24 protein-coding genes and 1 pseudogene are annotated in these 25,152 nt (G+C 71.0%); 20 read left to right on the forward strand and 5 right to left on the reverse strand.

Features of this window, described 5'->3' with window-relative positions:
* Positions 1-6 precede the first annotated feature (6 nt).
* Positions 7-1,323 carry a PTS transporter subunit EIIC gene (locus BJ969_RS07725; RefSeq protein ID WP_184478134.1) on the reverse strand — a complete coding sequence of 439 codons (1,317 nt, stop codon included), beginning with the start codon at positions 1,321-1,323 and terminating at the stop codon, positions 7-9.
* Entirely contained in the window at positions 1,320-2,096 is a 777-nt protein-coding gene (locus tag BJ969_RS07730) for a UTRA domain-containing protein (RefSeq protein WP_184478135.1), read from the reverse strand. Before BJ969_RS07730 ends, BJ969_RS07725 begins: the two co-directional genes overlap by 4 nt.
* Before the next feature lie 282 nt (positions 2,097-2,378).
* Here BJ969_RS07730 and BJ969_RS07735 point away from each other — a divergent pair.
* From BJ969_RS07735 to nusB, 11 genes and pseudogenes are all read left to right on the forward strand, one after another.
* Positions 2,379-2,621: pseudogene (locus tag BJ969_RS07735) on the forward strand (PTS sugar transporter subunit IIB); the annotation flags it as partial.
* Positions 2,618-3,076, forward strand: coding sequence for a glucose PTS transporter subunit IIA (locus BJ969_RS07740; protein ID WP_184478137.1), 459 nt, complete (start codon positions 2,618-2,620; stop codon positions 3,074-3,076). The pseudogene BJ969_RS07735 and the gene BJ969_RS07740, both read left to right, overlap by 4 nt.
* 130 nt (positions 3,077-3,206) lie before the next feature.
* Entirely contained in the window at positions 3,207-3,845 is a 639-nt protein-coding gene (locus BJ969_RS07745) for a prepilin peptidase (RefSeq protein WP_246456714.1), read from the forward strand.
* Between the two features lie 54 nt (positions 3,846-3,899).
* A complete protein-coding gene (gene aroC, locus BJ969_RS07750) occupies positions 3,900-5,105 on the forward strand; it encodes a chorismate synthase (RefSeq protein ID WP_184478138.1) in 1,206 nt (401 codons plus the stop codon).
* Entirely contained in the window at positions 5,105-5,650 is a 546-nt protein-coding gene (locus BJ969_RS07755) for a shikimate kinase (RefSeq protein ID WP_184478139.1), read from the forward strand. The genes aroC and BJ969_RS07755 overlap by 1 nt, the downstream gene beginning before the upstream one ends.
* 78 nt (positions 5,651-5,728) lie before the next feature.
* Entirely contained in the window at positions 5,729-6,841 is a 1,113-nt protein-coding gene (gene aroB, locus BJ969_RS07760; RefSeq protein WP_184478140.1) for a 3-dehydroquinate synthase, read from the forward strand.
* Positions 6,838-7,278, forward strand: a complete 441-nt coding sequence (gene aroQ, locus BJ969_RS07765; RefSeq protein WP_184478141.1) for a type II 3-dehydroquinate dehydratase — start codon at positions 6,838-6,840, stop codon at positions 7,276-7,278. The genes aroB and aroQ overlap by 4 nt, the downstream gene beginning before the upstream one ends.
* A 229-nt stretch (positions 7,279-7,507) precedes the next feature.
* Positions 7,508-8,995, forward strand: a complete 1,488-nt coding sequence (locus BJ969_RS07770) for a glycoside hydrolase family protein (protein WP_221315739.1) — start codon at positions 7,508-7,510, stop codon at positions 8,993-8,995.
* 502 nt (positions 8,996-9,497) lie between these two features.
* Positions 9,498-10,607 carry a M24 family metallopeptidase gene (locus BJ969_RS07775; protein WP_184478142.1) on the forward strand — a complete coding sequence of 370 codons (1,110 nt, stop codon included), beginning with the start codon at positions 9,498-9,500 and terminating at the stop codon, positions 10,605-10,607.
* A gap of 92 nt (positions 10,608-10,699) precedes the next feature.
* Positions 10,700-11,266, forward strand: coding sequence for an elongation factor P (efp, locus tag BJ969_RS07780; RefSeq protein ID WP_184478143.1), 567 nt, complete (start codon positions 10,700-10,702; stop codon positions 11,264-11,266).
* A gap of 90 nt (positions 11,267-11,356) precedes the next feature.
* Complete coding sequence (nusB, locus tag BJ969_RS07785) at positions 11,357-11,836, forward strand: transcription antitermination factor NusB (protein WP_184478144.1); 480 nt, start codon at positions 11,357-11,359, stop codon at positions 11,834-11,836.
* A gap of 433 nt (positions 11,837-12,269) precedes the next feature.
* On the opposite strand, the gene bldD is transcribed toward nusB, so the two are convergent.
* Complete coding sequence (gene bldD / locus BJ969_RS07790; RefSeq protein WP_009943043.1) at positions 12,270-12,758, reverse strand: transcriptional regulator BldD; 489 nt, start codon at positions 12,756-12,758, stop codon at positions 12,270-12,272.
* Positions 12,759-13,075: 317 nt separating this feature from the next.
* Between bldD and pyrR the strand changes: the two genes are divergently transcribed.
* From pyrR to pyrF, 9 genes are read left to right on the forward strand one after another with little or no spacing between them, the layout of a single operon-like run.
* On the forward strand, positions 13,076-13,684 hold the full coding sequence (gene pyrR / locus BJ969_RS07795; RefSeq protein WP_184478145.1) for a bifunctional pyr operon transcriptional regulator/uracil phosphoribosyltransferase PyrR: 609 nt from the start codon (positions 13,076-13,078) through the stop codon (positions 13,682-13,684).
* Entirely contained in the window at positions 13,684-14,616 is a 933-nt protein-coding gene (locus BJ969_RS07800; protein WP_184478146.1) for an aspartate carbamoyltransferase catalytic subunit, read from the forward strand. Before pyrR ends, BJ969_RS07800 begins: the two co-directional genes overlap by 1 nt.
* Positions 14,613-15,911: a dihydroorotase gene (locus BJ969_RS07805; protein ID WP_184478147.1), complete on the forward strand. Its 1,299-nt coding sequence runs from the start codon at positions 14,613-14,615 to the stop codon at positions 15,909-15,911. Before BJ969_RS07800 ends, BJ969_RS07805 begins: the two co-directional genes overlap by 4 nt.
* Entirely contained in the window at positions 15,911-16,441 is a 531-nt protein-coding gene (locus BJ969_RS07810) for a PH-like domain-containing protein (RefSeq protein ID WP_184478148.1), read from the forward strand. The genes BJ969_RS07805 and BJ969_RS07810 overlap by 1 nt, the downstream gene beginning before the upstream one ends.
* On the forward strand, positions 16,438-17,559 hold the full coding sequence (carA, locus tag BJ969_RS07815; protein ID WP_184478149.1) for a glutamine-hydrolyzing carbamoyl-phosphate synthase small subunit: 1,122 nt from the start codon (positions 16,438-16,440) through the stop codon (positions 17,557-17,559). The genes BJ969_RS07810 and carA overlap by 4 nt, the downstream gene beginning before the upstream one ends.
* Positions 17,559-18,716 (forward strand): AAA family ATPase, encoded by a 1,158-nt coding sequence (locus BJ969_RS07820; protein ID WP_184478150.1) that lies wholly within the window; start codon positions 17,559-17,561, stop codon positions 18,714-18,716. The genes carA and BJ969_RS07820 overlap by 1 nt, the downstream gene beginning before the upstream one ends.
* Entirely contained in the window at positions 18,713-19,348 is a 636-nt protein-coding gene (locus BJ969_RS07825) for a DUF4276 family protein (RefSeq protein WP_184478151.1), read from the forward strand. Before BJ969_RS07820 ends, BJ969_RS07825 begins: the two co-directional genes overlap by 4 nt.
* Positions 19,332-22,649: a carbamoyl-phosphate synthase large subunit gene (gene carB, locus BJ969_RS07830; protein ID WP_184478152.1), complete on the forward strand. Its 3,318-nt coding sequence runs from the start codon at positions 19,332-19,334 to the stop codon at positions 22,647-22,649. The genes BJ969_RS07825 and carB overlap by 17 nt, the downstream gene beginning before the upstream one ends.
* On the forward strand, positions 22,646-23,488 hold the full coding sequence (pyrF, locus tag BJ969_RS07835; RefSeq protein WP_184478153.1) for an orotidine-5'-phosphate decarboxylase: 843 nt from the start codon (positions 22,646-22,648) through the stop codon (positions 23,486-23,488). The genes carB and pyrF overlap by 4 nt, the downstream gene beginning before the upstream one ends.
* Positions 23,489-23,570: 82 nt before the next feature.
* Here the strand turns inward: pyrF and BJ969_RS07840 are convergent, their stop codons facing one another.
* Together BJ969_RS07840 and BJ969_RS07845 are read right to left on the reverse strand one after the other, a co-directional pair.
* The gene (locus tag BJ969_RS07840) at positions 23,571-24,854 is read right to left on the reverse strand and encodes a WXG100 family type VII secretion target (RefSeq protein ID WP_184478154.1); all 1,284 of its coding nucleotides are present in this window, start codon (positions 24,852-24,854) and stop codon (positions 23,571-23,573) included.
* Complete coding sequence (locus tag BJ969_RS07845) at positions 24,851-25,150, reverse strand: type VII secretion target (protein ID WP_184478155.1); 300 nt, start codon at positions 25,148-25,150, stop codon at positions 24,851-24,853. The genes BJ969_RS07840 and BJ969_RS07845 overlap by 4 nt, the downstream gene beginning before the upstream one ends.
* Positions 25,151-25,152 lie beyond the last annotated feature (2 nt).

Raw genomic sequence — 25,152 nt, forward strand, 5'->3', positions numbered from 1 at the left:
GGGACGTCAGGCCTTGCCCGCGTCCTTGCCGTTCTCGTCTCCTCCGCCGGTTTCGGGCGGAGCGTCCTGGGTCATCGTCGCCTTGGTGGCACTGGACGTTTCCCCTGTTTCGCCGCTGCCCTGGCCTTCGTCGAGCAGGGCGGAACCCTCTCCGTCGTCTTCGCGGCCCGGGGTGCGCAGGTTCCACTTGGTGATCACGAAGCGGAACACGAAGTAGTAGATGACGGCGTAGACCAGCCCGATCGGAATGAGCCACAGCGACTTCTGCGAGATGCCGAAGTTGAGCACGTAGTCGATGGCACCGGCGGAGAACCCGAACCCGGAGTGGATGTCCAGGAAGTTCACCAGCGCGTGCGAGGTGCCGGTGAGCACCGCGTGGATCAGCAGCAGCGGCCACGCCACGAAGATGAACGAGAACTCCAGCGGCTCGGTGATGCCGGTGAGGAACGAGGTGAGGCCGACCGAGAGCATCACGCCGCCGACGACGGTGCGCTGCGCGGGCGGTGCGCTGCGCCAGATGGCCAGGGCGGCGGCGGGCAGCGCGAACATGAAGATCGGGAAGAAGCCGGTCTGGAAGGTGCCCGCCGTCGGGTCACCGGCGAAGAAGCGGGCGATGTCGCCCTTCTCGCCGTTGTAGTCGCCGAACAGGAACCACACGACGTTGTTCGGGATGTGGTGCAGGCCGAACGGCAGCAGCAGCCGGTTGATCACGCCGTAGAGGCCGCCGCCGAGGACGGCGTTGGCGGTGACGAGGTCGCTGAACCCGGTCAGGACCGCGTCGAACAGCGGGAACAGCAGCCCGAGCACAACACCGATCACCAGCATCGCCACGGCGGTGACGATGGGCACGAAGCGGCGTCCGCCGAAGAACCCGAGGTAGTCGGGCAGCTTGATCCGGTGGTAGCGCTGCCACAGCCAGGCCGCGACGAGACCGGCGATGATGCCGCCGAGCACCCCGTACGGACCCTTGTTGAAGGTGGTCCCGTCCTCCTGCTCGGTGATCTGCCACATCACCCCGGACAGCACCAGGTAGCCGACCGCGCCCGCGAGCGCGGTGGTGCCGTCGGCCTTGCGCGCGAATCCGATCGCGACGCCGATGGCGAACAGCAGCGGCAGGTTGTCGAACAGGGCGCCACCGGCGGCGCCGATCACGCCGGCGACGGTCTGCAGACCCCCCACGCTGCCCAGCAGGTCATCCTGGCCGAGCCGCTGCAGCAGCGCGGCGGCCGGGAGCACCGCGATGGGCAGCATGAGGCTCCGGCCGAGCCGTTGCAGCAGCGCGAAGCCCTTGCTCGCGCCGCCGCTCGCTGAGCCGACGGTCATGGGGCTACCTCCTCGGATGGGCGGCCGGACTCTCCGGCCTCGGTTCGCAGTGGCATCGTCACTTGGTACGCGTCGCCCCGGTACCAGGACCGCATGTCCTCGACGGGGATGTCGCGAGCGGTGGAGATCCGGCGGAACACCAGCAGCGGGCTTCCGGGATCGACTTCTAGCAGGCGCGCCGTCTCCGCGTCCGCGCTTTCGGCGAGGACGGTCTGCGTCGCGTGTTCGAGCCGCACGCCGTAGTGCCGGTGCAGCAGCGAGTACAGCGACTCGGTGAGGTCGTGGCCGAGCAGGCCGGGAGCCGCGGCCGGGTGGAACCAGCCGCGCTCGACCGCGAGCGGCGCGCCGTCGGCCTTGCGCAGCCGGGTCAGCCAGTACGCGGGGTCACCGGGCGCGAGCCGCAGCGCCTCCGCGGTGTCCGGCGGCGGGGGTAGTTCGGCGTGGCCGAGCACCGTCGTCTCCGGGTGCAGGCCGCGTTGGCGCATGTCCTCGGTGAAGGAGGCCAGGTGCAGCCGGACGTCGACGCGGGGGCGGCCGGTGAAGGTGCCCTTGCCGCGGACCCGCACGAGCAGTCCTTCGGCGACGAGCTGCCCGATGGCTTCGCGCACGGTCAGCCGGGAGACGCCGTAGCGCAGCGTGAGGTCTCGTTCGGAGGGCATCGCGGAGCCGGGCGGCAGTTCCCTGGTGGCGATCTCGCGGAGGATCTCCCGCAACTGGGCGTGCTTCGGCGTGGGGCCGTCGAGCAGCGTGTCCGCTGTGCTGCGCTTGGCCACGACGCTCTCCCTGATCAGGGCCGGTTCCGGCCGTCCGTGCGGTGTCGGCCGGGTTGGTTCCGCTCGTGCGGTCGAATGCGTTCCACCGTGATGCGGATCATTGGTACTGTCCGGTCTATACCAGTTGATGCGGAAGAATGCTGCCTCACACGGATGGGTGTCAAGGCGGGGATGTTTTTGTTGCCGCTTCGACACTCGGTAACGCAAGATCGACCAACTGCGGGACCCTTCCGGCACCGCTAACGATCACCGACGGGCGAAGACCGCCGGAGTACGAAGGGAGCACGGGTGGCTCAGAACAAGGCCGCCGCGATCCTGGCCGCGCTGGGCGGCGGGGACAACGTGGTGGAGATCGAACCGTGCATCACGCGCCTGCGCTGCGAGGTCCACGACGACTCGCGCGTGGACGAGGCCGGGTTGAAGTCGGCGGGCGCGCACGGGGTGCTGCGGCAGGGCTCGGTCGTGCAGGTCGTCGTCGGTCCGGAGGCCGACACGCTGGCGGGCGACATCGAGGACCTGTTGTGAGCGTCGAGGTCCGCAGCCCGGTGACCGGCCTGGCCGCGTCGCTGGCCGACGTGCCCGACCCGGTGTTCTCGCAGGCCATGGTGGGCCCCGGCGTGGCGGTGAAACCGGCGGCCGGGCCCGCCGACGCGGTCGCGCCGATCGCGGGGACGGTCGCCACGCTGCACCCGCACGCGTTCGTGGTCGCCTCCGCGGGCGGCACCGCGGTCCTGGTGCACCTGGGCATCGACACGGTGCAGCTCAAGGGCGAGGGGTTCACCTTGCACGTCGCCAAGGGCGACACCGTCGAGGCGGGTCAGCCGATCGTGACCTGGGACCCGTCGGCGGTGGAGGGCCACGGCTACTCCTCGGTGTGCCCGGTGGTCGCGCTGGACCTGACTCCCGAGTCGCTGGGCGACCTGCGGGAGGACGGCCAGGTCGCGGCGGGCGATCCGCTGTTCACCGTCGAGGGCGGCTAACTCGAAGTCGATCGGAAGGCGGCCCGCCGGGCTCCGGTGGGCCGCTCTTTCGTGTCCGCCGCCGCAGCGGTCCGACACGCCGACGAATGTCGGCACCTCGCTTTCCGCGTTCGTCGGTGACGCTGGGCGCATGGATCACACGAGCGCGTTCGCGATGTTGTCCGCCGGAGCCTTGGGAGCGGTGGCGGGCCGAGCAGGCCGGTCGCTGCTGGCGTCCCGGCTGGTCGGAGTGCGACCTCCCCGGTGGTGCTGCGAAGCCGGCGTCGGAGTGCTGTGGGCGCTGGTCGCGGCGCGGACGGCGTCCGGGGCCTTACCGGTGTGGTGGGCGCCGGTGCCGCTGCTGCTGGGCTGGGCCGGGGTGCTGCTCGCGGTCTGCGACCTGATCGCCTCCCGGCTGCCGGACGTGCTGACGCTGCCCGCCTATCCGGTCGCCCTCGCGGCCGTCGGAGCCGCGGCCGTGGCCGTCGGTGAGCCCGCGCCGCTGTTCGCGGCGTTGCTGGGCGCGCTGCTGTTCGCGAGCTGCTACGCGCTGGTGCGCATGCTCTCGCCGCCCGCGCTGGGGCCGGGCGATCTGAAGCTGTCGGGATCGCTCGGCGCGGCCGTGGGCGCCGTCTCGGTTCCGGCGGTGCTGGGGTGCGTGCTCGCGAGCGCGGTGCTCACCGTGCTGCACGCCTGCTGCGCCCGGAAGCGGGCCGTGGCGCACGGTCCGGCGATGCTGCTGCCCGCCTGGCTGGTCACGGCGTTCGGCCCGATTCCGGGAGGTGGTTGACCGATCCGCACCCGCATCGGCCGTGCGCAGGTGCTGCGTGGCAGGATTTCGGGTGTGTTGCGTTGGATGACAGCCGGAGAATCGCACGGTCCCGCCCTGGTGGCGGTGCTGGAAGGCATGGTCGCCGGAGTGGAGGTGACCACCGCTGACATCGCGACCCAGCTGGAGCGCCGCAAGCTCGGCTTCGGCCGCAGCCCGCGGATGAACTTCGAATCCGACGAGCTGGAGATCATTGGCGGGGTGCGTCACGGCCGCACCCAGGGCGGTCCGATCGCCGTCCGCATCGGCAACACCGAATGGCCCAAGTGGGAACAGGTCATGTCCGCCGACCCGGTGGACGAGGACGTGCTGGCCGGGCTGGCCCGCAACGAGCCGCTGACCCGGCCGCGGCCCGGCCACGCCGACCTGCCCGGCATGCAGAAGTACGGCTTCGAGGAATCCCGCCCGGTGCTGGAGCGCGCCAGCGCCCGCGAGACCGCCGCCCGCGTGGCGGCGGGCACCGTCGCGCGCCGCTTCCTGCACCAGCTGCTGGGCGTCGAGATCGTCAGCCACGTGGTGAGCCTCGGCTCCGTCAGCGTGGCCGGCGAAGCGCTTCCCGGCCCGGACGACCTCGCTGCGATCGACGAGAATCCCGTGCGGGCCTTCGGCGGCGACGCGACCGAGCGGATGATGGCGGAGGTCGACGCGGCCAAGGCCGACGGCGACACGCTCGGCGGCGTCGTCGAGGTCATCGCCTACGGCCTGCCCGCGGGCATCGGCTCGCACGTGCACTGGGACCGCAAGCTCGACGCCCGGCTCGCCGGTGCGCTGATGAGCATCCAGGCGGTCAAGGGCGTGGAGATCGGTGAGGCGTTCGCGAACGCCGCCCGCCGTGGCAGCGCCGCGCACGACGAGATCTACCCGGCCGACGGCGCCAAGTGGGTCAGCCGCGGCAGCAACCGCGCGGGCGGGCTCGAAGGCGGCATCACCAACGGCGAACCGCTGATCCTGCGCGCCGCGAAGAAGCCGATCTCCAGCCTGCCGCGCGCGCTGGCGACCGTGGACACCGTGACCGGTGAACCGGCGCAGGCGATGCACCAGCGCTCCGACATCACCGCCGTGCCCAGGGCCGCCGTGGTCGCCGAGACGATGGTCGCGCTGGTGCTGGCCGAGGCGGTGCTGGAGAAGTTCGGCGGCGACTCGCTGCCGGAGACCCGCCGCAACGTCGAGGGCTACCTCGCCGCGCTGGCCGAACGCGCCGAGAAGCGGCAGGTGCGCTGATGTCACCGCGCGCCGTGGTGGTCGGCCCCCCGGGTTCGGGGAAGACGACGGTGGGGCGGCTGCTCGCCGACCACCTCGGGGTGGAGTTCCGCGACACCGACGACGACGTGGTGCGCCTGGCGGGCAAGCCGATCCCGGAGATCTTCACCGTCGACGGCGAAACCGCGTTCCGCGAGCTGGAGGAGCAGGCGGTGGCCACGGCCCTCGCCGAGCACCCCGGCGTGCTCTCGCTCGGTGGTGGCGCGGTGATCTCCGAGCGCACCCGCAAGCTGCTCGCCGACCACCCGGTGGTGTTCCTGACGGTCGGACTCGCCGAAGGTGCGCGGCGCACGGGGCTGGCGCAGACCTCCCGTCCGCTGCTGGCCGGGGTGAACCCCCGCGCGACGTTCAAGGCCCTGCTGGACGCGCGGCTCCCGCTGTACCGGGAGGCCGCTGACGTGGAACAACCCACCGACGGCCTGGAGCCGTGGCGCCTGGTGGAGCTGGTGGCGGGCAAGCTCGACGAGATTCGTCCGGGCGGCGCCACCCGCGACGGCGAAGCGTGAATAATCGCGAGTGAGCGCCGCGGGACTCGTGTGGTCCCGGCGGCGGTTGCCGAGCCGCGACTGAATGAGTGGAGAACGATGCCCGAACCGGTGCGGATCAGGGTCGAGTCCGAGCAGCCCTACGACGTGGTGGTGGGCCGCGGACTGCTCGGCGATCTCGTCGAGTTGCTGACCGGAACCTCGGTGGTGGCACTGCTGCACCAGCCGAGCATCACCGCGACCGTGGAGACGGTGCGGGAAGAGCTGGCCGCGGCCGGCCTCGACGCGCACCGGGTGGAGATCCCCGACGCGGAGGAGGGCAAGAGCCTCGCCGTGGCCGGGTTCTGCTGGGAGGTCCTCGGCAAGATCGGCATGGATCGCGCCGGTGTGGTGGTCTCCTTCGGCGGCGGCGCGGTGACCGATGTGGCCGGGTTCATCGCCGCGACCTGGATGCGCGGCGTTCGCGTCGTGCACGTGCCGACCACGCTGCTGGGCATGGTGGACGCCGCCGTCGGCGGCAAGACCGGCATCAACACCGAGGCGGGCAAGAACCTCGTCGGGATGTTCCACGAGCCGACCGCGGTCATGGTGGACCTGGCGACGCTGGAGAGCCTGCCGCGCAACGAACTCATCGCGGGCAGCGCGGAGATCGTCAAGACCGGGTTCATCGCCGACCCGCACATCCTCGAACTGATCGAGCAGGACCCGCAGGCGGCGCTCGACCCGACCGGCGACGTGCTCGAAGAGCTGGTGCGGCGTTCCATCCAGGTGAAGGCCGAAGTGGTCGCATCGGACCTGCGCGAATCCGGCCGCCGCGAAATCCTCAACTACGGCCACACCTTGGCGCACGCGATCGAGCGCCGGGAGCGCTACCGGTGGCGCCACGGCGCCGCGGTCAGCGTGGGGCTCGTGTTCGCCGCCGAGCTGGCCCGGCTGGCGGGCCGCCTCGACGACGAGACCGCGGACCGGCACAAGCGGGTGCTGGACCTGCTGGGCCTGCCGACCTCCTACGACCCGGAGGCGCTCGGCCAGCTGCTGGAGTCGATGAAGCTGGACAAGAAGTCCCGCTCCGGCCTGCTGCGGTTCGTCGTGCTCGACGGCATCGCGAAGCCCGGTCGGTTGGAAGGCCCGGACCCGTCGCTGGTGGCGGCGGCCTATTCGGCGCTGACCGGCGGTGAGAGCAAGCAGAGCGGCACGGAGGTGTTCCTGTGAGGACCTTGGTGCTCAACGGCCCGAACCTGGGCAGGCTGGGGTCGCGGGAGCCGTCGATCTACGGCGCCACGACGTACGCGGACCTGGTCGCGCTGTGCGAGCGCACCGGCCGGGAGCTGGGCCTGGACGTGGAGGTCCGCCAGACCGACCACGAGGGCGAGATGCTGGGCTGGCTGCACGAGGCGGCCGACGCGGGCGTTCCGGTGGTGCTCAACGCGGCGGCGTGGACGCACTACTCCGTCGCGGTCCGCGACGCGTGCTCGCAGCTGACCGGCCCGTTGCTGGAGGTGCACATCTCCAACGTGCACAAGCGGGAGGACTTCCGCTCGCACAGCTACCTCTCGGAGATCGCCACCGGCGTGATCGTCGGGCTCGGCGTCCGCGGCTACACCTTGGCGCTGCGCTGGATCGCCGAGGAGCACTCCGCGGAGGCGTGAGGATCAGGTGTCCGGTGGCGGAGGTCGCCTCGGCCTCCGCCGCGCGACCGCCGAGTCCGGTGTGGACGTCGCGGCCGGTTCCGTTGCGGAGATCACTGCTCATCGGCTTCGCACCGGCGGAAAAGGCCCCGAGCCCGCCGCGGTGACCGCCTAGACTGAGCTTCGCCCGGCGGTGGCCGGGCGTCCCGCGGGTGGCGGGTGATCGCACGGGGGAAGGCTCTTTCCGCACATGGTCGAACGGTCCCGCCTGTCCTGGTGGGCGCGCAGGGCGGTGCCGATCGGCGTGGTGTTCGCGCTGGGCGCGGCCTGCGCGCCGGGAACCCCGCCGCCGCGGCTGGAGCGGCCCGTGGAGCGCAGCCTGACCACCACGACGCTTCGCACCGCGAACGAGCGGTCGAGCGGATCGGTGGTGGCTTCCGGCGGGAACCCGGCGCCGTACAACTACGGGCCGACGGTGCTGGCCGAACCGGACGGCGAGGGCATGCGGTACCGGGCGTGGTGGTGCAGCCAGCTCCCAGCGATCGGGCCGCCCGGCGACGACGTCCTGTTCGCCGAATCCGGGGACCTGCAAGGCGATTTCGGCTTCTCCGGAGCTCCGGCCGTGCCGGTGTTCACGGGTGAGCCCGGCGCGTTCGACGGCAAGCACACCTGCGATCCCTCGGTGCTGCGGACCGGCGGCCGGTTCCACCTGTACTACACGGGTGCGGCCGGGGAGCACGCGCACGGCAACGCGATCGGCGTCGCGACCAGCGGTGACGGCAGGTCCTGGCGGCGGGCGGCGGCCGGTGGGCCGATCGTGCGGCCGTCCGGCGAGGTGCGGCGGGACAACGACTACGGCGCGGGCCAGCCGTCCGCGCTGTTCCTCGACGGCTGGTTCTACCTGCTGTTCACCGACACCACAGCGTCCGGTGCGGGCTGGAACGGGGCGGGGCAGTTCGTGCTGCGCGCCAGGGACGCGGAGTTCTCCGACCGGGTGCAGGCGTTGACGGACTCCGGTTTCGAGCCCGCGGGCACCACGGACGCGCCGCGACGCCGCTCGGTGGTGGACGCGTTCAGCGCGGACTGGATGTGGAGCGACGCGCTGGCGGCGTTCGCGATCGCGCACCAGACGGAGCGGGGAACGACGATCACCTTCTGGGACCGCGATTTCACCGGTCACCCGTACGAGCCGCTCCTGCTGCCGGGGCCGTGGCGTGAGGGCCCCGGTTTGGTCCGGGCTGACGACGGCCGCGCTCCCACATCCACCGCGGACCCGTGCGGCACGGTGCCGGTGGACCTGCTGCGGGCGACCGAGCCGGCCCCGGCGCCCACCGCGCTGCGCTCGTTCGGACTGGACGTGCCGGGGGTGGCCGGCTGCGCTGATCCGGAGCGGGCGCGCGGGGTGCTGGAGGCGTTCGGCGTCCCCTCGCCGCAGCGGACCGTGGACGTGGTGCGCGGCGGCCGGAAGGTGCGCGTGGAGCGTCGTTCGGTGGCCGAGACGATGGTCCGCCGAGTCCTCGACGAACGGGTCCCCGCGCTGGAGGAGGTGCCCACCGAGGGCACCATCCGCGCCGGCGCACCGGTCCTGCGCTCCCCGTCGGGCGAACTCGCCATCGTCGACGACCACGGCCGGACGTGGACGATCGGCCCGGACACGGCCGAAGCCAACGACTCACCGATCTCCGACACCGACCAGCGAACCTGGGACGCAAGACCCCAAGTCGGCGACCTCCGCTGAACAGCCCCCACCCACCGATAGTGCTGCAACGGCAACGAACAAGCCCCTCCCCATCAAGGTCAACGGCAAGAAACACCAGCTCAACCCGGCCGCGAAGTCGCGCCGCGCACAGGCGAAGCCCCGCCTGCTCGGCAGCCGACGGCCGTGCTTGTGCGGCGAAGCCGTGCCTCGGGCGGCGGAGCAAGCCTGTTCGGCGGCCGTAGCCCGTGCTTTGCGGCGTAGCCGTGTCTTTGGACGAGCGAAGCGAAGTCTGCCTTGCGGCCGTAGGCCGTGCCTGTATTCGCGCAGCGAATAGCCCACGTCACAAAGCCGCTCACCGGCGGGTTCTCAGTCGGTCTCTCGCGAGGACGGCTTTTTCCCTCGTGGCGGAGCCACTTGGGAAAAAGATCCCGCAGCGAGAGACCGACTGAGAACCCGCCACTCGATCCCCGAAGCAGAACGACCCGTGGCGCCTTCCCGCTACGAAAGAAACAGCAGGGGGCGTCTCGTTAGGCTGGTGCGTATGCCCGAGACCCACTCCCGCCGCCGCCATGCCCTGCGCGAACTGCTCCGCGAAGCCGACCTCGACGCCCTCTTGGTGACCGATCTGCTCAACATCCGCTACCTCACCGGGTTCACCGGTTCGCAGGCCGCGGTGGTGGTGCACGCCGCCGATGAGCCGGGCGCGGAGCGGGCCACCGCGTTCAGCACCGACGGGCGCTATTCGACGCAGGCGGCCGAGCAGGTCCCGGATCTGGAGCGGATCATCGAGCGGCCCAGCGAGCTCGTGCTGGCCGAGCACGTCGCCAAGGCGCCCGACCGGTACCGGCGAACGGGTTTCGAGAGCCAGCACGTCACGGTCGACGGCCGCGATGCGCTGGCCGAGGCGGCGCCGGGCATCGAGCTCACCCGTGCCCCCGGCCTGGTCGAACGCCTCCGGCTGGTCAAGGATGCCGCGGAGGTGGACGCGATCCGGATGGCGTGCGCCGCCGCCGACCGGGCGCTGGCGGATCTCATCGAGCACGGCGGGCTGCGTCCCGGCCGCACCGAGCTGGAGGTGGCCCGCGAGCTGGAGGCGCGGATGCTGGAGCACGGTGCCGCGGGTCCCGCGTTCGACACGATCGTCGCGGCGGGCGCGCATTCCGCGATCCCGCACCACCGGCCGACTTCGGCCGCGTTGGCGGCCGGGGACTTCGTGAAGATGGACTTCGGCGCTCTGGTCGACGGGTACCACTCGGACATGACGCGCACCGTGGTGCTGGGTGCTCCGGCCGACTGGCAGCGCGAGGTCTACGAGCTGGTGCACGCCGCGCAGGCAGCGGGTCGCGGCGCGGTCCGGGTGGGCACCGATGTGCGCGACGTGGACGGCGCGGCGCGCCAGGTGATCGACGACGCGGGGTACGGCGAGCGGTACCCGCACAGCGTCGGACATGGCGTGGGTCTCGAGATCCATGAGGCACCGGCGTTGTCGCAGCGGGGGGACGGTAGGATCGAAGAGGGGATGGTGGTCACCGTCGAACCCGGCGTGTACTTGCCGGAGCGTGGCGGGGTCCGCATCGAGGACACCCTGGCCGTGCGCGAGAGCACGCCGGAACTCCTCACCTTGACGACCAAGGAGCTCGTCGCCGTCTGAGCGCGGTGCGCGTGCGGCCGACATGCAGCGGCGGCGCCGCACTCGACTCAGCGAGTCAACCGCAGCCCGCATCACATGGAGAGACCGGACACGTGGCATCCACGAACGACCTCAAGAACGGACTCGTGCTCAAGATCGACGGCCAGCTCTGGTCCGTCGTGAACTTCCAGCACGTCAAGCCGGGCAAGGGCGGCGCCTTCGTGCGCACCACGCTGAAGAACGTGCTCTCCGGCAAGACCGTGGACAAGACCTTCAACGCAGGCGTGAAGGTCGAGACCGCGAACGTGGACCGCCGCGAGATGACGTACCTCTACGACGACGGCACCGATTTCGTGTTCATGGAGCAGGACACCTACGACCAGGTCCAGGTCTCGCGCGGCGTGGTCGGTGACGCGGCGGACTACATGCTGGAGAACAGCAACGTGGTCATCGCCCGCCACGAGGGTGAGCCGCTGTACGTCGAACTGCCCGCCTCGGTGGAGCTGCACGTGCAGCACACCGACCCCGGCGTGCAGGGCGACCGTTCGACCGGTGGCACCAAGCCGGCGAGCCTGGAAACCGGCGCGGAGATCCAGGTGCCGCTGTTCCTGAACACCGGCGACAAGGTCAAGGTCGACCCGCGCGACGGTCGCTACCTGGGTCGCGTCAACACCAAGTGATTCGTTCCCGCCGCACCCGCGGCCCCGCCGGTTCGTCCGGCAGGGCCGCGGTTCGTGCCGGGCGGGGAACAGTGGAAAGAGAGATGTGAGTTGGGCTCACGGAGCAAGGCCCGCAAGCGGGCGGTGGACGTGCTGTACGAGGCCGACCTGCGCGGTCTCGACGCGGTGACGTTGCTGTCCGAGCGGCTCGCCGCGCCCGAGGCCGCGCCGGTCGGGGACTACACGGTCACCCTCGTGGAGGGCGTCGCCGGCAACCGGCAGCGCATCGACGACGTGCTCGTCGAGCACTCCGAGGGTTGGACGCTGGCCCGGATGCCCGCGGTGGACCGGGCCGTGCTGCGGCTGGGGCTCTACGAGCTGCTGTGGAGCGAGGACGTGCCGCCCGCGGTCGCGATCGACGAGGCCGTGGAGCTGGTGAAGGCGCTGTCCACGGACGATTCGCCGCGGTTCGTCAACGGCGTGCTGGGCCGCATCGCGGGTATCAGCGATCGGCTGCGCACGTCGATCCGCAACCTGGAGGCGGCCGAGGCGGCGGCGAAGGAACGCGCGGACTCCGAAGCCCAGAGCTGACCCGCGCCCATCGCGGGGTTCGCCGATCCCGGCGTCCTCCCGCGATTTCTCGCGCCGGTCCCGGTAATCGGTTTCTCGGCCACCCATGATCTTGCCGCTCCCAGTGAGCGGGCCTTTTGGTCGTCGCCTTCTCAGCGGGTGAAGTCGCAACGGCGGCAGAAGTCACGCTTGCCTTCGCCTTGCTGCCGAAGGCCGTGCCTAGCGGCGTAGCCGTGCCTTTGGGCTGCGGAGCAAGCCTGCCTTGCGGCGAAGCCGTGCTTGGATTCGCGAAGCGAATAGCCCATGTCGAAAAGCCGCTCACCGGCGGGTTCTCAGTGAGCCTCTCGCGAGGACGGCCTTTTCCTTCGTGGCGGAGCCACTTGGGAAAAAGATCCCGCAGCGAGAGGCTCACTGAGGTTCCGCTACCCGGACACCCGGGCAGAACGACTGCGTTTCACTCCTCCCGAGCGGGTCGTGCCTCGGGCGGCAGGACACCCCAGTCGATGAGCTGTTCGGTCAGCTCGCCGGGGGTCATGTCGTAGATGATGGCGAGGGATCGCAGGTCCTCGGTCCGGATGGACAGCACCTTGCCGTTGTAGTCACCGCGCTGGCTCTGGATGGTCGCCGCGTACCGGGCGAGAGGCCCGACCTTCTCGGCAGGCAGCTGCTGCAACCGTTCCAGGTTGATCACGACCTTGGTGGCCGGTTCGGCGCCGGAGGGCACCCGTCCCTCCGGGAGTAGCTCCGCGACCGGAACACCGTAGAAGTCGGCCAGTTCGGCGAGTTTCTGGACGGTGACCGCTCGGTCGCCACGTTCATAGGACCCGACGACCACGGCCTTCCACCGCCCGCCTGACTTCTGCTCGACGCCGTGCAGCGAGAGACCCTGCTGCTGGCGGATAGCGCGGAGCTTGCCGCCCAGCGCCTTGGCGTAGTCGCCCATGTGGCGTTTCTCCGTTTCATTCGCCCCGTCAGCCTAAATCGGATGCCGGGGAGGAAAGCTCAGATTGATACGGAGAGTAATGTTCGCTCGCAAGTGTCACTAGGTCAAGTTGGTCTTCGTGTGGCGGCAGGGCGAGTACTCCCACACCACCCGGACGATTGACCTCGGGACGCTGATAGCGTACAAGCCGAAGTCGGTGGTCACCTGGTGACCTGCCGATGTTCGCACCGGAGGGCGGGTGCAGGCGCATCCGGTCCACTGGGGAATCAACCATCCTTTAAGGACCCGTCCAGTGAGGCGGGGAAGGAGGCTCGCCCGTGGCGTCACGCCGGCAGGCGGGCGCGACGGACCCGGCCGGGCAGCGGGAGCTGCTTTCGGCCGGTGACGTTGCGCGCACGATCGCCCGCATCGCTCATCAGATCATCGAGAAGACGGCACTGGACACCGCGTCGCACGACGCGGCGAGCGGCCCCCGCGTGGTGCTGCTGGGTGTTCCGACCCGGGGTGTGCCGCTGGCGCGGCGGCTGGCGGACCGGATCGCCGAGTTCAGCGGTGTGGAGGTGCCCACGGGCACCCTGGACATCACGCTGTATCGCGATGACCTGCGCAAACGACCCAATCGGCCGTTGGAGCCGAGCAGTCTTCCGCCGTCGGGGATCGACGGCGCGCTGGTCGTCCTCGTGGACGACGTGCTGTTCTCCGGCCGCACGGTGCGCGCCGCTCTGGACTCGTTGCGGGACCAGGGCAGGCCCAGTGCGGTGCAGCTCGCGGTCCTGGTGGACCGGGGCCACCGGGAGCTGCCGATCCGCGCGGACTACGTCGGCAAGAACGTGCCGACGTCCCGCGCCGAGGACGTCGCGGTGCGGCTGGCCGAGGTCGACGAAGCCGATTCAGTGATCATCCGGCGCGTTGAGGAGGTGCGGTGATGCGGCACCTGCTCTCCACCGAAGGCTTGGACGCGGCGACCGCGACGGCGGTGCTCGACACCGCGGACACCCTCAAGCAGACCTTGCTGGGGCGCGAGGTGCGCAAGCTTCCGACGTTGCGCGGGCGCACCGTGATGACGATGTTCTACGAGAACTCCACCCGGACCAGGGTGTCGTTCGAGGTCGCGGGCAAGTGGATGAGCGCCGACGTGATCAACGTGTCGGCCTCGGCGTCCTCGGTCGGCAAGGGCGAGTCGCTGCGCGACACGGCGCTGACCCTCTCGGCGGCGGGCGCGGACTGCGTGATCGTGCGGCACCCGGCTTCGGGTGCGGCGCACCGCCTGGCGGGTTGGCTGGACGAAGCCGGGACGCAGGTCGTGAACGCGGGCGACGGGATGCACGAGCACCCGACGCAGGCCTTGCTGGACGCGGCGACGCTGCGGGAACGCCTCGGTGAGCTCGCGGGCCGCCGGATCGCGATCGTCGGTGACCTGCTGCACAGCCGGGTCGCCCGCTCCAACGTGCACCTGCTGCGCACCCTCGGCGTCGACGTGGTGCTGGTGGCGCCGCCGACGCTGGTCCCGCAGGGCATCGAGCACTGGGGTGCCGAGGTCGTGCACGAGCTGGACCCGGTGCTGCCGGGCGTGGACGCGGTGATGCTGCTGCGGGTGCAGGCGGAGCGGATGCACGGCGGGTTCTTCCCGTCGGCCCGCGAGTACTCGATCGCCTACGGCCTCAACGAGAAGCGGCTGGCGCTGCTGCCGGAGCACGCCGTGGTGCTGCACCCCGGTCCGATGCTGCGCGGCATGGAGATCGCTCCGGCGGTGGCGGATTCGCCGCGCGCCGCCATCACCGAACAGGTCCGCAACGGGGTCCACGTGCGCATGGCGGTGCTCTACCACCTGCTCGCCGGAGAGGAGATCGCGGCATGAGCCGGGTGCTGATCAAGGAAGTCCGTCCCTACGGCGACGGTGAAGCGGTGGACGTGCTGGTCGACGGCGAGCTGATCGCCGAGATCGGCGCGGACCTGGACGTCGAGGCAGACGAGGTCGTGCACGGCGGGGGCGGTGTGCTGCTGCCCGGTTTCGTGGACCTGCACACGCACCTGCGCGAGCCGGGCCGCGAGGACACCGAGACGGTGGAGACCGGTTCGGCGGCGGCGGCGCTCGGCGGCTACACGGCGGTGTTCGCGATGGCCAACACCGATCCGGTCGCGGACAACGCGGTGATCGTGGAGCACGTGTGGCGCCGGGGCCTGGAGATCGGCCTGGTCGACGTGCACCCGGTGGGCGCGGTGACGGTCGGGCTGGGCGGTGAGCAGCTCGCGGAGCTGGGCACGATGGCGCGTTCGGCGGCCGGGGTGCGGATGTTCTCCGACGACGGCAAGTGCGTGCACGATCCGCTGGTGATGCGCCGCGCGCTGGAGTACGCGAAGGCGTTGGGCGTGGTGGTGGCCCAGCACGCGGAGGAGCCGCGGCTCACGGTCGGCGCGCAGGCCCACGAGGGCGCGAACGCCGCCCGGCTGGGCTTGGCGGGCTGGCCCGCTCCGGCGGAGGAGTCGATCGTGGCGCGGGACTGCCTGCTGGCGGGGCACACCGGCGGCACGTTGCACGTCTGCCACGTGTCGACGGCGGGCACCGCGGAGATCTTGCGCTGGTGGAAGTCGCGCGAGTCCGCGGGCACCGTGTCGGCGGAGGTCACGCCGCACCACCTGCTGCTGACCGACGAGCTGCTGTCGACCTACGACCCGGTGAACAAGGTCAACCCGCCGTTGCGCACCGACGAGGACGTGCGGGCGCTGCGGGAGGCGCTGGCCGACGGCACCGTCGACTGCGTGGCCACCGACCACGCGCCGCACGCGTCGCAGGACAAGGACTGCGAGTGGTCGGCGGCGAAGCCGGGCATGCTCGGCCTGCAGACCGCGCTGGGCGTGGTGGCGCGCACGATGGTGGAGCCGGGCCTGCTGGATTGGCGCGGCGTGGCGCGGGTGCTCAGCGAGCGGCCCGCCGAGATCGCCGGACTGGCCGACCAGGGCCGTCCGATCGCGGTGGGCGAGCCCGCGAACCTGGCCGTGGTGGACCCCGACGTCCGCTGGACGGTGCGGGGTGCTGAGCTGGCGAGCATCTCGGCGAACACGCCGTTCGAGGGCGTGGAGCTGCCGGGCCGGGTGCTGGCGACGGTGTTGCGCGGCCGGATCACCGCGCACGAGGGCGAGGTGCGGCGCTGATGGAGCGGACGTTGTGGGTGCTGGCGCTGCTGTTGCTGCTGGCGCTGGTGTACTTCGGGATGCGGCGCGGCTGGCTCAACCGCAAGCGGCGGCAGACCGCGGAGCTCGCGGAGTTCCCGGTGGCGCCCGAGGGCGTGGCCGAGCAGCCGGCGCTGCTGGCCGACGCGAGCGGGTTCTACGTGGGCAGCACGCGGGCCGGTGATTGGCAGGACCGCATCGCGGTCGGCGACGTCGGGCACCGCGCGAACGCGGTGGCGCGGCTGCGCGGTTCGGGCCTGCTGCTGGAGCGGACGGGCGCGAGCGCGCTGTGGATTCCCGCGGAGTCCGTGGTGGACGCGCGGGTGGATCACAAACTGGCGAACAAGGTCGTTCCCGGTGCGGGGATGCTCGTGGTGACCTGGCGCTTGGGGGGCCAGGGCATCGACACGGGCTTCCGCGCGGATGACAAGTCCACTCAGGACGAGTGGGCGGGTGCGGTGCGGGCATTGGCGCCTGCCGCAGGACGTGACGACATGGAGGGACAGGCATGACCGCGCACACCCCGGCGGCACTGGTGCTCGAAGACGGCCGGATCTTCCGCGGCGTCGCCTACGGCCAGGAGGGCCGCGCGCTCGGCGAGGCGGTGTTCTCCACCGGCATGACCGGCTACCAGGAGACGCTGACCGACCCGTCGTACCATCGCCAGATCGTGGTGCAGACCGCGCCGCAGATCGGCAACACCGGCTGGAACGACGAGGACGACGAATCCCAGCGCATCTGGGTCGCGGGTTACGCGGTGCGCGACCCCGCCCGGGTTCCGTCGAACTGGCGCTCCCGCCGGTCGCTGGACGAGGAGCTCAAGCGCCAGGAGATCGTGAGCATCGCGGGTCTCGACACCCGCACCGTGACCCGGCACCTGCGGGAGCGCGGCGCGATGCGCGCCGGGATCTTCTCGGGTTCGGCGGTGGGCTCGGACGACGAGCTGGTGGCGCAGGTCGCGGCCTCCGATTCGATGGCGGGCGCGGACCTTGCCGGTGACGTGACCACGAGCGAGCCCTACGTCGTCGAGGCGCAGGGCGAGAAGAAGTTCACCGTGGCGGCCTTGGACCTGGGCATCAAGTCGAACACGCCGCGGATGATGGCCCAGCGCGGCATCGAGGTGCACGTGCTGCCGCTGTCGTCCACTGTGGACGACCTGCTGGCGGTGAACCCGGACGGCGTGTTCCTGTCCAACGGCCCCGGCGACCCGGCGACCGCCGACCACGCCGTCGCGCTCACCCGCGAGGTGCTGTCGCGCAAGCTCCCGCTGTTCGGGATCTGCTTCGGCAACCAGCTGCTGGGCCGCGCGCTCGGCCGCGGGACCTACAAGATGCGCTACGGCCACCGGGGCATCAACATCCCGGTGATCGACGTGGACACCGGCAAGGTCGCGATCACCGCCCAGAACCACGGCTTCGCCGTGGAGGGCGAGGCGGGGGAGCGGTTCGACACCGACTTCGGCGCCGCGAAGATCAGCCACTTCTGCCCGAACGACGGCACCGTCGAAGGCCTGCGCCTGCTCGACGGCCCCGCGTTCAGCGTCCAGTACCACCCGGAGGCCGCGGCCGGTCCGCACGACGCCGCGCCCCTGTTCGACGAGTTCACCAGCCTGATGAGCGAGGCCCGCTGATGGCTCCGGGCGCGTCGATCGAGCGGCTCCGGGTGCGCAACTACCGGGTGCTGCGCGACGTGACGTTCGAGAACCTGTCGCCGTTGACGGTGCTGTTCGGGCCGAACGGCAGCGGTAAGTCGACGGTGATCGACGTGTTCGCCTTCCTGCACGAGGCGTTCACGACGAACCTGCGGCGGGCGTGGGACGCGCGCGGCCGGATGGCGGAGATCCGCAGCCGGGGATGCGACGGGCCGGTGGAGATCGAGCTGACGTACCGGCCTGGGGACGGGCTGCATCAGCGGCTGACCTACCTGCTCCGCATCGACGAAGCGGACGACGGCCGCCCGGTCGTGCTCGACGAGGCGCTCACGTGCGTAGGTGCGGGGCGGTTGCTCGACGTCGCGAAGGGGGCGGGCGTCTTCGAGGAGCGGAACGTTGCCCTGGACGGCTCGGACATGCTTGCAGCCCCGGCGCTGGGGCAGTTCGAGGACTTCCTTGAACTCGTAGAACTCCGGCGGTTCATCTCCAGCTGGTACCTGTCGCACCTCGGTGCTGGCGACCCTCGTGCGGTAGCTGAAATCGGTCCGCAGGAGCGGATTTCGGGCAGCGGCGAGAACCTGCCGAACGTGCTGCGGTACCTACGCGAGCAGCACCCGGGCCGCCTCGATCAGATCCTTAAGGCATTGCGTCAACGGGTGCCGAACCTGGAGCGGATCGAGCCGGAAGAGGTCGACGGCAGGCTGGCGTTGCGGCTGAAGGACCTGCCGTTCGACGAGCCGATCTACGCAAAGTTCGCCTCCGAGGGCACGCTGCGGCTGCTGGCTTATCTGATCGTTCTGCACGACCCCGTCCCCGCGTCGATCGTCGGGATCGAGGAGCCGGAGAACCAACTGCACCCGAGGTTGCTGCACGGGCTGGCCGAGGAGTGCCGATCGGCCGCTCAGCGCAGTCCCTTGCTGGTCACGACCCATTCGCCGCAGTTCGCCGACGCACTCCGCTTGGAGGAACTGTGGGCTTTGCACCGCGGTTCCGATGGTTTCGCGCTGGTGACCAGGGCGAGCGAGATCCCGCAGGTCGTCGCGATGGCGGAGTCGGGCGGGACTCTCGGCGATCTCTGGATGGAGGGCTACTTCGGCGTCGGTGACCCGCTGGATCCCCCTGGACGGGACGGATGAGCACGGCGAACCTGGAGGTGCTGGTCGAGGAACCGTCCGCGGAGGCGGCGCTGTCCGCGCTGTTGCCGAAGATCGTTCCCGTGACGCCGTGGCAGCTGCGGGTCTTCCCCGGCAAGCAGGGGCTGCTGCGCCGGTTGCCGGCACGGCTGCACGGGTACTCCGCGTGGGCTCCGGCCACCGGAACGCGGCTGGTGATCCTGCTGGATCGGGATCGCGACGACTGCTTGGAGCTCAAGACCGAGGTCTCCAAGATGGTCGTGGACGCCGGGTTACGCGTCGCGTCCGCGACGGAACCGGCCGGGACGGTGCTGCCCAGGATCGTCGTGAAGGAGCTCGAAGCCTGGTTCCTCGGCGACGTTCCGGCCTTGCGAAGCGCCTTTCCCCGGCTGCCCGCCGGGCTCGCCCAGCGTGCGAAGTACCGCGATCCGGACGGGATCACCGACACCTCACGGGTCCTCGAATCCCTGCTCCAGCAACACAACTACCACGTCAGCGGTCTGCAGAAGCTGGCCCTCGCGCATGAAGTGGCCCCGCACATGGACGTGGACAACAACAGCTCGCGCAGCTTCCAAGTCTTCCGGGACGGACTGCGTCGCCTAGCAAGTGAGGGAACTGATGTCCAAGCGCACTGATATCAAGCACGTCATGGTGATCGGTTCCGGGCCGATCGTCATCGGGCAGGCCTGCGAGTTCGACTACTCCGGTACGCAGGCGTGCCGGGTGCTGCGGGAGGAGGGGCTGCGGGTCAGCCTGGTCAACTCCAACCCGGCGACGATCATGACGGACCCGGAGTTCGCCGACGCCACCTACGTGGAGCCGATCACCCCGGAGTTCGTGGAGAAGGTCATCGAGGCCGAGCGCCCCGACGCGCTGCTGGCGACCCTCGGCGGTCAGACCGCGCTGAACACGGCGATGGCCCTCGACGAGCGCGGCGTGCTCAAGAAGTACGGCGTGGAGCTCATCGGTGCCGACATCGAGGCCATCGAGCGCGGTGAGGACCGGCAGCGGTTCAAGGACATCGTGCGCTCCATCGGCGGCGACGCGCCGGAGAGCGCCGTGTGCAAGTCGATGGACGAGGTCCGCGCTTTCGTCGCCGAGCACTCGCTGCCGGTGGTCATCCGCCCGAGCTTCACCATGGGCGGCCTGGGCTCCGGCATGGCGCACACCTCCGAGGACCTGGAGCGGATGGCCACGCTGGGCCTCACCGAGTCCCCGGTGCACGAGGTGCTCATCGAGGAGAGCGTGCTCGGCTGGAAGGAGTACGAGCTCGAATTGATGCGCGACCACGCGGACAACGTGGTCGTGATCTGCTCCATCGAGAACATCGACCCGATGGGCGTGCACACCGGTGATTCGGTGACGGTGGCCCCGGCGATGACGCTGACCGACCGCGAGTACCAGCACATGCGCAACGTCGGCATCGACGTGCTGCGCGAGGTGGGCGTGGAGACCGGCGGCTGCAACATCCAGTTCGCGATCCACCCGGAGACGGGGCGCATGGTCGTGATCGAGATGAACCCGCGGGTGTCGCGCTCCTCGGCGCTGGCGTCGAAGGCGACGGGCTTCCCGATCGCCAAGATCGCCGCGAAGCTGGCCATCGGCTACACGCTCGACGAGATCAGCAACGACATCACCGGCGAGACCCCGGCGAGCTTCGAGCCGACGCTGGACTACGTGGTGGTGAAGGTGCCGCGGTTCGCCTTCGAGAAGTTCCCCGGCGCGGACCCGGCGCTGACGACGACGATGAAGAGCGTCGGCGAGGCGATGTCGCTGGGCCGCAGCTTCCAGGAGGCGCTGGGCAAGGCGCTGCGCTCCATGGAGACCTCGCGGATCGGCTTCTGGACGAAGGACGACCCGGAAGGCGCGACGCTGGAGTCCACTCTGGACGACCTGCGCACCGCGCACGACGGCAGGCTCTACGCGGTGGAGCGCGCGCTGCGGCTGGGCGCGAGCGTGGCGCAGGTGCACGAGGCCTCGGGCATCGACCCGTGGTTCGTGGATCAGATCGCCGCGCTGGTGGAGCTGCGCGCCGAGCTCTCGGCGGCCCCGGTGCTGGACGCGGACCTGCTGCGGCGGGCGAAGCGCTCCGGTCTGTCGGACCGCCAGCTCGCCGCGCTGCGCCCGGAACTGTCCGATGAGGACGGCGTGCGGTCGCTGCGGCACCGCTTGGCGGTGCGGCCGGTGTACAAGACGGTGGACACCTGCGCGGCCGAGTTCGCGGCCCGCACCCCGTACCACTACTCGGCCTACGAGCTCGACCCCGCCGCGGAGTCGGAGGTCACCGAGCAGCGCGACCGTCCCAAGGTGATCATCCTGGGTTCGGGCCCGAACCGCATCGGCCAGGGCATCGAGTTCGACTACTCCTGCGTGCACGCGGCCACGTCGCTGCGCGACGCCGGGTTCGAGACCGTCATGGTCAACTGCAACCCGGAGACGGTGTCCACGGACTACGACACGGCGGACCGGCTGTACTTCGAGCCGCTGACGTTCGAGGACGTGCTGGAGGTCGTCGAGTCGGAGCGGGCCTCCGGCGAGGTCGTCGGCGTGATCGTGCAGCTCGGCGGCCAGACGCCGCTGGGCTTGGCGCAGCGCCTGGCCGACGCCGGGGTGCCGATCGTGGGCACGCCGCCGGAGGCGATCCACCTGGCGGAGGAGCGCGGCGCGTTCGGCGACGTGCTGCGCAAGGCGGGCCTGCCCGCGCCGAAGTACGGCATGGCCACGTCGTTCGACGCGGCCAAGCGCATCGCCGACGAGATCGGCTACCCGGTGCTGGTGCGCCCGTCGTACGTGCTCGGCGGCCGCGGCATGGAGATCGTCTACGACGAGGCGTCGCTGGAGAACTACATCGCCCGCGCCACCGAGGTCACCCCGGAGCACCCGGTGCTCGTGGACAACTTCCTCGACGACGCCATCGAGATCGACGTGGACGCGCTGTGCGACGGCGCCGACGTGTACCTGGGCGGCGTGATGGAGCACATCGAGGAGGCCGGCATCCACTCCGGCGACTCGGCGTGCGCGCTGCCGCCGATCACGTTGGGGCGCCAGGACATCGAGAAGGTGCGCGAGTCCACCAAGGCCATCGCGCACGGCATCGGTGTGCTGGGCCTGCTCAACGTGCAGTACGCGTTGAAGGACGACGTGCTCTACGTGCTGGAGGCGAATCCGCGGGCGTCGCGCACGGTGCCGTTCGTGTCGAAGGCGACGGCGGCACCGCTGGCGAAGGCCGCGTCCCGCATCATGCTGGGCGCCAGCATCTCCGACCTGCGCGGCGAGGGCGTGCTGCCCGCGACGGGCGACGGCGCGGACCTGCCGATGGACGCTCCGGTGGCGGTGAAGGAGGCGGTCCTGCCGTTCCACCGCTTCCGCACCCCGGAGGGCCACGGCGTGGACTCGCTGCTGGGGCCGGAGATGAAGTCGACCGGCGAGGTGATGGGCATCGACGTCTCCTTCGGGCAGGCGTTCGCGAAGTCCCAGTCCGCCGCCTACGGTTCGCTGCCGACTTCGGGCACCGTGTTCGTGTCGGTGGCGAACAAGGACAAGCGCTCCATGGTGTTCCCGGTCAAGCGGCTCGCCGACCTGGGCTTCGAGATCCTCGCGACGGCCGGGACCACGGATGTGCTGCGGCGCAACGGGATTCCGGCGAAGGAGGTCCGCAAGCACAACGAGTCCGGTGCGGACCGCGACGTCATCGACCTGATCCGCGCCGGTGAGATCGACATGGTCGTGAACACCCCGTACGGCAATCCCGGTCCGCGCGTCGACGGCTACGAGATCCGCACGGCCGCCGTGTCGCGCGACATCCCGTGCATCACCACGGTGCAGGGCGCCGCGGCGGCGGTGCAGGGCATCGAAGCCGGCATCCGCGGCAGCATCGGCGTGCGCCCGCTGCAGGCGCTGCAGGCCGCGCTGCGCCAGGGCGGTGAGCGCCGGTGACGGTCCGGGCCGGTTTCGGGCGGCGGCTCGCGGAGTCGGTCGCCGCCCGCGGCGCGCTGTGCGTGGGCATCGATCCGCATCCGGCGCTGCTCAACGCGTGGGGCTTGGAGGAGAGCCCCGCCGCGCTGGAGCGGTTCGCGATGACGGCGGTGGAGGCGCTGGCCGGTGAGTTCGCGGTGCTCAAGCCGCAGTCGGCGTTCTTCGAGGTGTACGGCTCGGCGGGCGTGGCGGTCCTGGAGAAGGTCGTCGCCGCGTCCCGCGAGGCCGGCGCGCTGGTGCTGCTGGACGTGAAGCGCGGCGACATCGGTTCGACGATGACGGCGTACGCGAACGCCTACCTCGACGAGCACTCGCCGCTGGCGGCCGATGCGCTGACGGTGTCGCCGTACCTCGGTTTCGGTTCGCTGGCACCGGCGTTGGGCATCGCGGAGCAGACCGGGCGCGGCGTGTTCGTGCTGGCCCGCACCTCGAACCCGGAGGGCGCGGCGCTGCAGCGGTCCACTGCGGACGACGGCCGCACCGTCGGCCAGTCCATCGTGGACGCGGCAGGGGAGAACAACGCCGGGGCCGACCCGTACGGCTACGTGGGCGTGGTCGCCGGGGCGACGATCAAGCCGGGCGAGCTGGACTTCTCCCGCCTGAACGGCCCGATCCTGGCCCCCGGCCTGGGAGCCCAGGGCGCCACCGTGCAGAGCCTGCGCGCCACGTTCGGCGCGGCCCTGCCCTCGGTCCTGCCCGCCACGGCCCGAGACGTACTGCGCCACGGCCCGTCCGTGGCGGACCTGCGCTCGGCGGCGCGCAGGGTGCGCGACGAACTGGGTGTGCTGCTGGAGTCCTGATTTCGCGGCACGAACGGCCCCGTCGATCCTCGGATCGGCGGGGCCGTTCGCATGTCCGGGGAAGTGCTGGGGCACCTCGGCGTCACTTCGGGAAGTGCTCTTCCGCGGAGGGGATGGTGCCGGACAGGCGGTGCGAGGTGTCGTAGTAGTTCGTGCCGTTGTCCTCGTCGTAGGTCTGCTCGTGGTACTGCTCCGAGCCGAAGGCGCCGCGCGCGAGCTGGCTTTCGCCCGTACGGACGTCTGACACGGCCTCCGCCGTTTCGCGGGCGGCGGCGTTGTTGATGCTGCCGCCTTCCCGCCACAGCGTGGCGTCGTCGACGAAGGACTTGGTGGCGTTCTGCGCCGAGCGGCCCAGGTCGTCGGCGTTGCCCATCAGCCCGACGCCGCGTCCGCCGAGTTGTTCGGCGCTCTTGCCGAGGCCGGCCGCCGCGTCGGCGCCGCGCGTCCCGGCGGTGCCGAGCGCTTCGCTTCCCCTGCCGACGGCGCTCGCGGCGGAGCCCGCCGCGTCCGACGCGCGGGAGGTGGCCTGCCCGGCGGCGGTGGCGGCTCCGCCGAGTCCCGGCGAGGCCGGGAACACCTTCGCTCCACCGGTGGTGAGCTTGGCGCCGACCTTCGCGCCCGCCTCGGCCATGTCGTCGAGGGCCTTGGCCAGGTGCGTTCCGGCTTTGCCGAGCTTGCCGAGCAGCTGGCTGATCTTCGTGGCGATCTTGGACAGGGTCATCCCGATCCGTCCGGCCGCGTAGCCGAGGTAGCCGGCGACGGTCGCGCCGAAGCTGATGACGGAGCCGGCGAGCGCGGCCAGCGCGCCCTTGATGAGTTCGGCGACGATGGCGGCGATGATGTCCCGGATCAGGCCGCGGCAGGTGGCGACCATGGTGCCCGCGGTCGCCATCGCGCCGGAGGCGGTGCCCGCGCTGACCGACATGGCTTCGACGCCTTCGGCGAGTTCCGCGGACCGCTGCCGGTAGGCGTCGCAGGCCTGGCCCTGCCACTCGGCGCAGTCCGACTGGACCTGCCCGGGGATCTCCGCGGCCAGCTTCTCCAGGTCGGCCTTCACCTGCTGCCAGGTGTCCGCGCCCGCTTTGATCGCGTTCGGGTCGCCCGCGAGGAAGTCGAGGACTTCGCGCAGCGGCGCGAAGTGCTCCATGAGCCAGCCGACCCCGGCGGCCAGCGCGGAACCGATCGGGTCGATGGCGGTGATCAGCCCGTCCAGCGCGAGCACCCCGGCGCTGGCGGCGAACTCGCCCCAGTCCTCGTTGTTGAACGCCGTCCAGGTCGCCCGAGCGGAGTCGACGATCCCCGCGCCCGCGGTCACGGCGCCGGATTGGACCGCTTCGCTGCCGGTGTCGGTGAACATCCCGGTCATATCTGCACCTGCCCGAGATCGTCGGAGTTCTTGTCGTCGATGTCCTGGTAGTCGGTCGCGGTCGCGCTCACCCGATCACCGAGGTCGCTGGTCAGCTCGGAGAACTTCTGGATCTCGGCGGCGGCCTGCTGCGAGGTCTGCCGGGCCTGATCCGCGAAGAGCTGGCCCACCAGGCCGAAGCTGTCGACGCCGAACGAGACTCCCGCGCCCTGCTGTCCTGCCGCGGCGATGTCGCCCGCGAGTCCGGCGAGCCATTGCGAATGCGTGGTCAGCCGCGCCGGCATGACGTTGAACATGG

This window comes from Saccharopolyspora gloriosae (assembly GCF_014203325.1).
GTDB lineage: Bacteria > Actinomycetota > Actinomycetes > Mycobacteriales > Pseudonocardiaceae > Saccharopolyspora_C > Saccharopolyspora_C gloriosae.

Excerpts from the sequence above, each read along its gene's own strand:
- BJ969_RS07725 (WP_184478134.1), bottom strand. The coding sequence starts at position 1,323 with ATGACCGTCGGCTCAGCGAGCGGCGGCGCGAGCAAGGGCTTCGCGCTG.
- BJ969_RS07745 (WP_246456714.1), top strand. The coding sequence starts at position 3,207 with ATGGATCACACGAGCGCGTTCGCGATGTTGTCCGCCGGAGCCTTGGGA.
- BJ969_RS07755 (WP_184478139.1), top strand. The coding sequence starts at position 5,105 with ATGTCACCGCGCGCCGTGGTGGTCGGCCCCCCGGGTTCGGGGAAGACG.
- aroB (WP_184478140.1), top strand. The coding sequence starts at position 5,729 with ATGCCCGAACCGGTGCGGATCAGGGTCGAGTCCGAGCAGCCCTACGAC.
- BJ969_RS07770 (WP_221315739.1), top strand. The coding sequence starts at position 7,508 with ATGGTCGAACGGTCCCGCCTGTCCTGGTGGGCGCGCAGGGCGGTGCCG.
- BJ969_RS07775 (WP_184478142.1), top strand. The coding sequence starts at position 9,498 with ATGCCCGAGACCCACTCCCGCCGCCGCCATGCCCTGCGCGAACTGCTC.
- bldD (WP_009943043.1), bottom strand. The coding sequence starts at position 12,758 with ATGGGCGACTACGCCAAGGCGCTGGGCGGCAAGCTCCGCGCTATCCGC.
- BJ969_RS07800 (WP_184478146.1), top strand. The coding sequence starts at position 13,684 with ATGCGGCACCTGCTCTCCACCGAAGGCTTGGACGCGGCGACCGCGACG.
- BJ969_RS07805 (WP_184478147.1), top strand. The coding sequence starts at position 14,613 with ATGAGCCGGGTGCTGATCAAGGAAGTCCGTCCCTACGGCGACGGTGAA.
- BJ969_RS07810 (WP_184478148.1), top strand. The coding sequence starts at position 15,911 with ATGGAGCGGACGTTGTGGGTGCTGGCGCTGCTGTTGCTGCTGGCGCTG.
- carA (WP_184478149.1), top strand. The coding sequence starts at position 16,438 with ATGACCGCGCACACCCCGGCGGCACTGGTGCTCGAAGACGGCCGGATC.
- BJ969_RS07820 (WP_184478150.1), top strand. The coding sequence starts at position 17,559 with ATGGCTCCGGGCGCGTCGATCGAGCGGCTCCGGGTGCGCAACTACCGG.
- BJ969_RS07825 (WP_184478151.1), top strand. The coding sequence starts at position 18,713 with ATGAGCACGGCGAACCTGGAGGTGCTGGTCGAGGAACCGTCCGCGGAG.
- carB (WP_184478152.1), top strand. The coding sequence starts at position 19,332 with ATGTCCAAGCGCACTGATATCAAGCACGTCATGGTGATCGGTTCCGGG.
- BJ969_RS07840 (WP_184478154.1), bottom strand. The coding sequence starts at position 24,854 with ATGACCGGGATGTTCACCGACACCGGCAGCGAAGCGGTCCAATCCGGC.
- BJ969_RS07845 (WP_184478155.1), bottom strand. The coding sequence starts at position 25,150 with ATGTTCAACGTCATGCCGGCGCGGCTGACCACGCATTCGCAATGGCTC.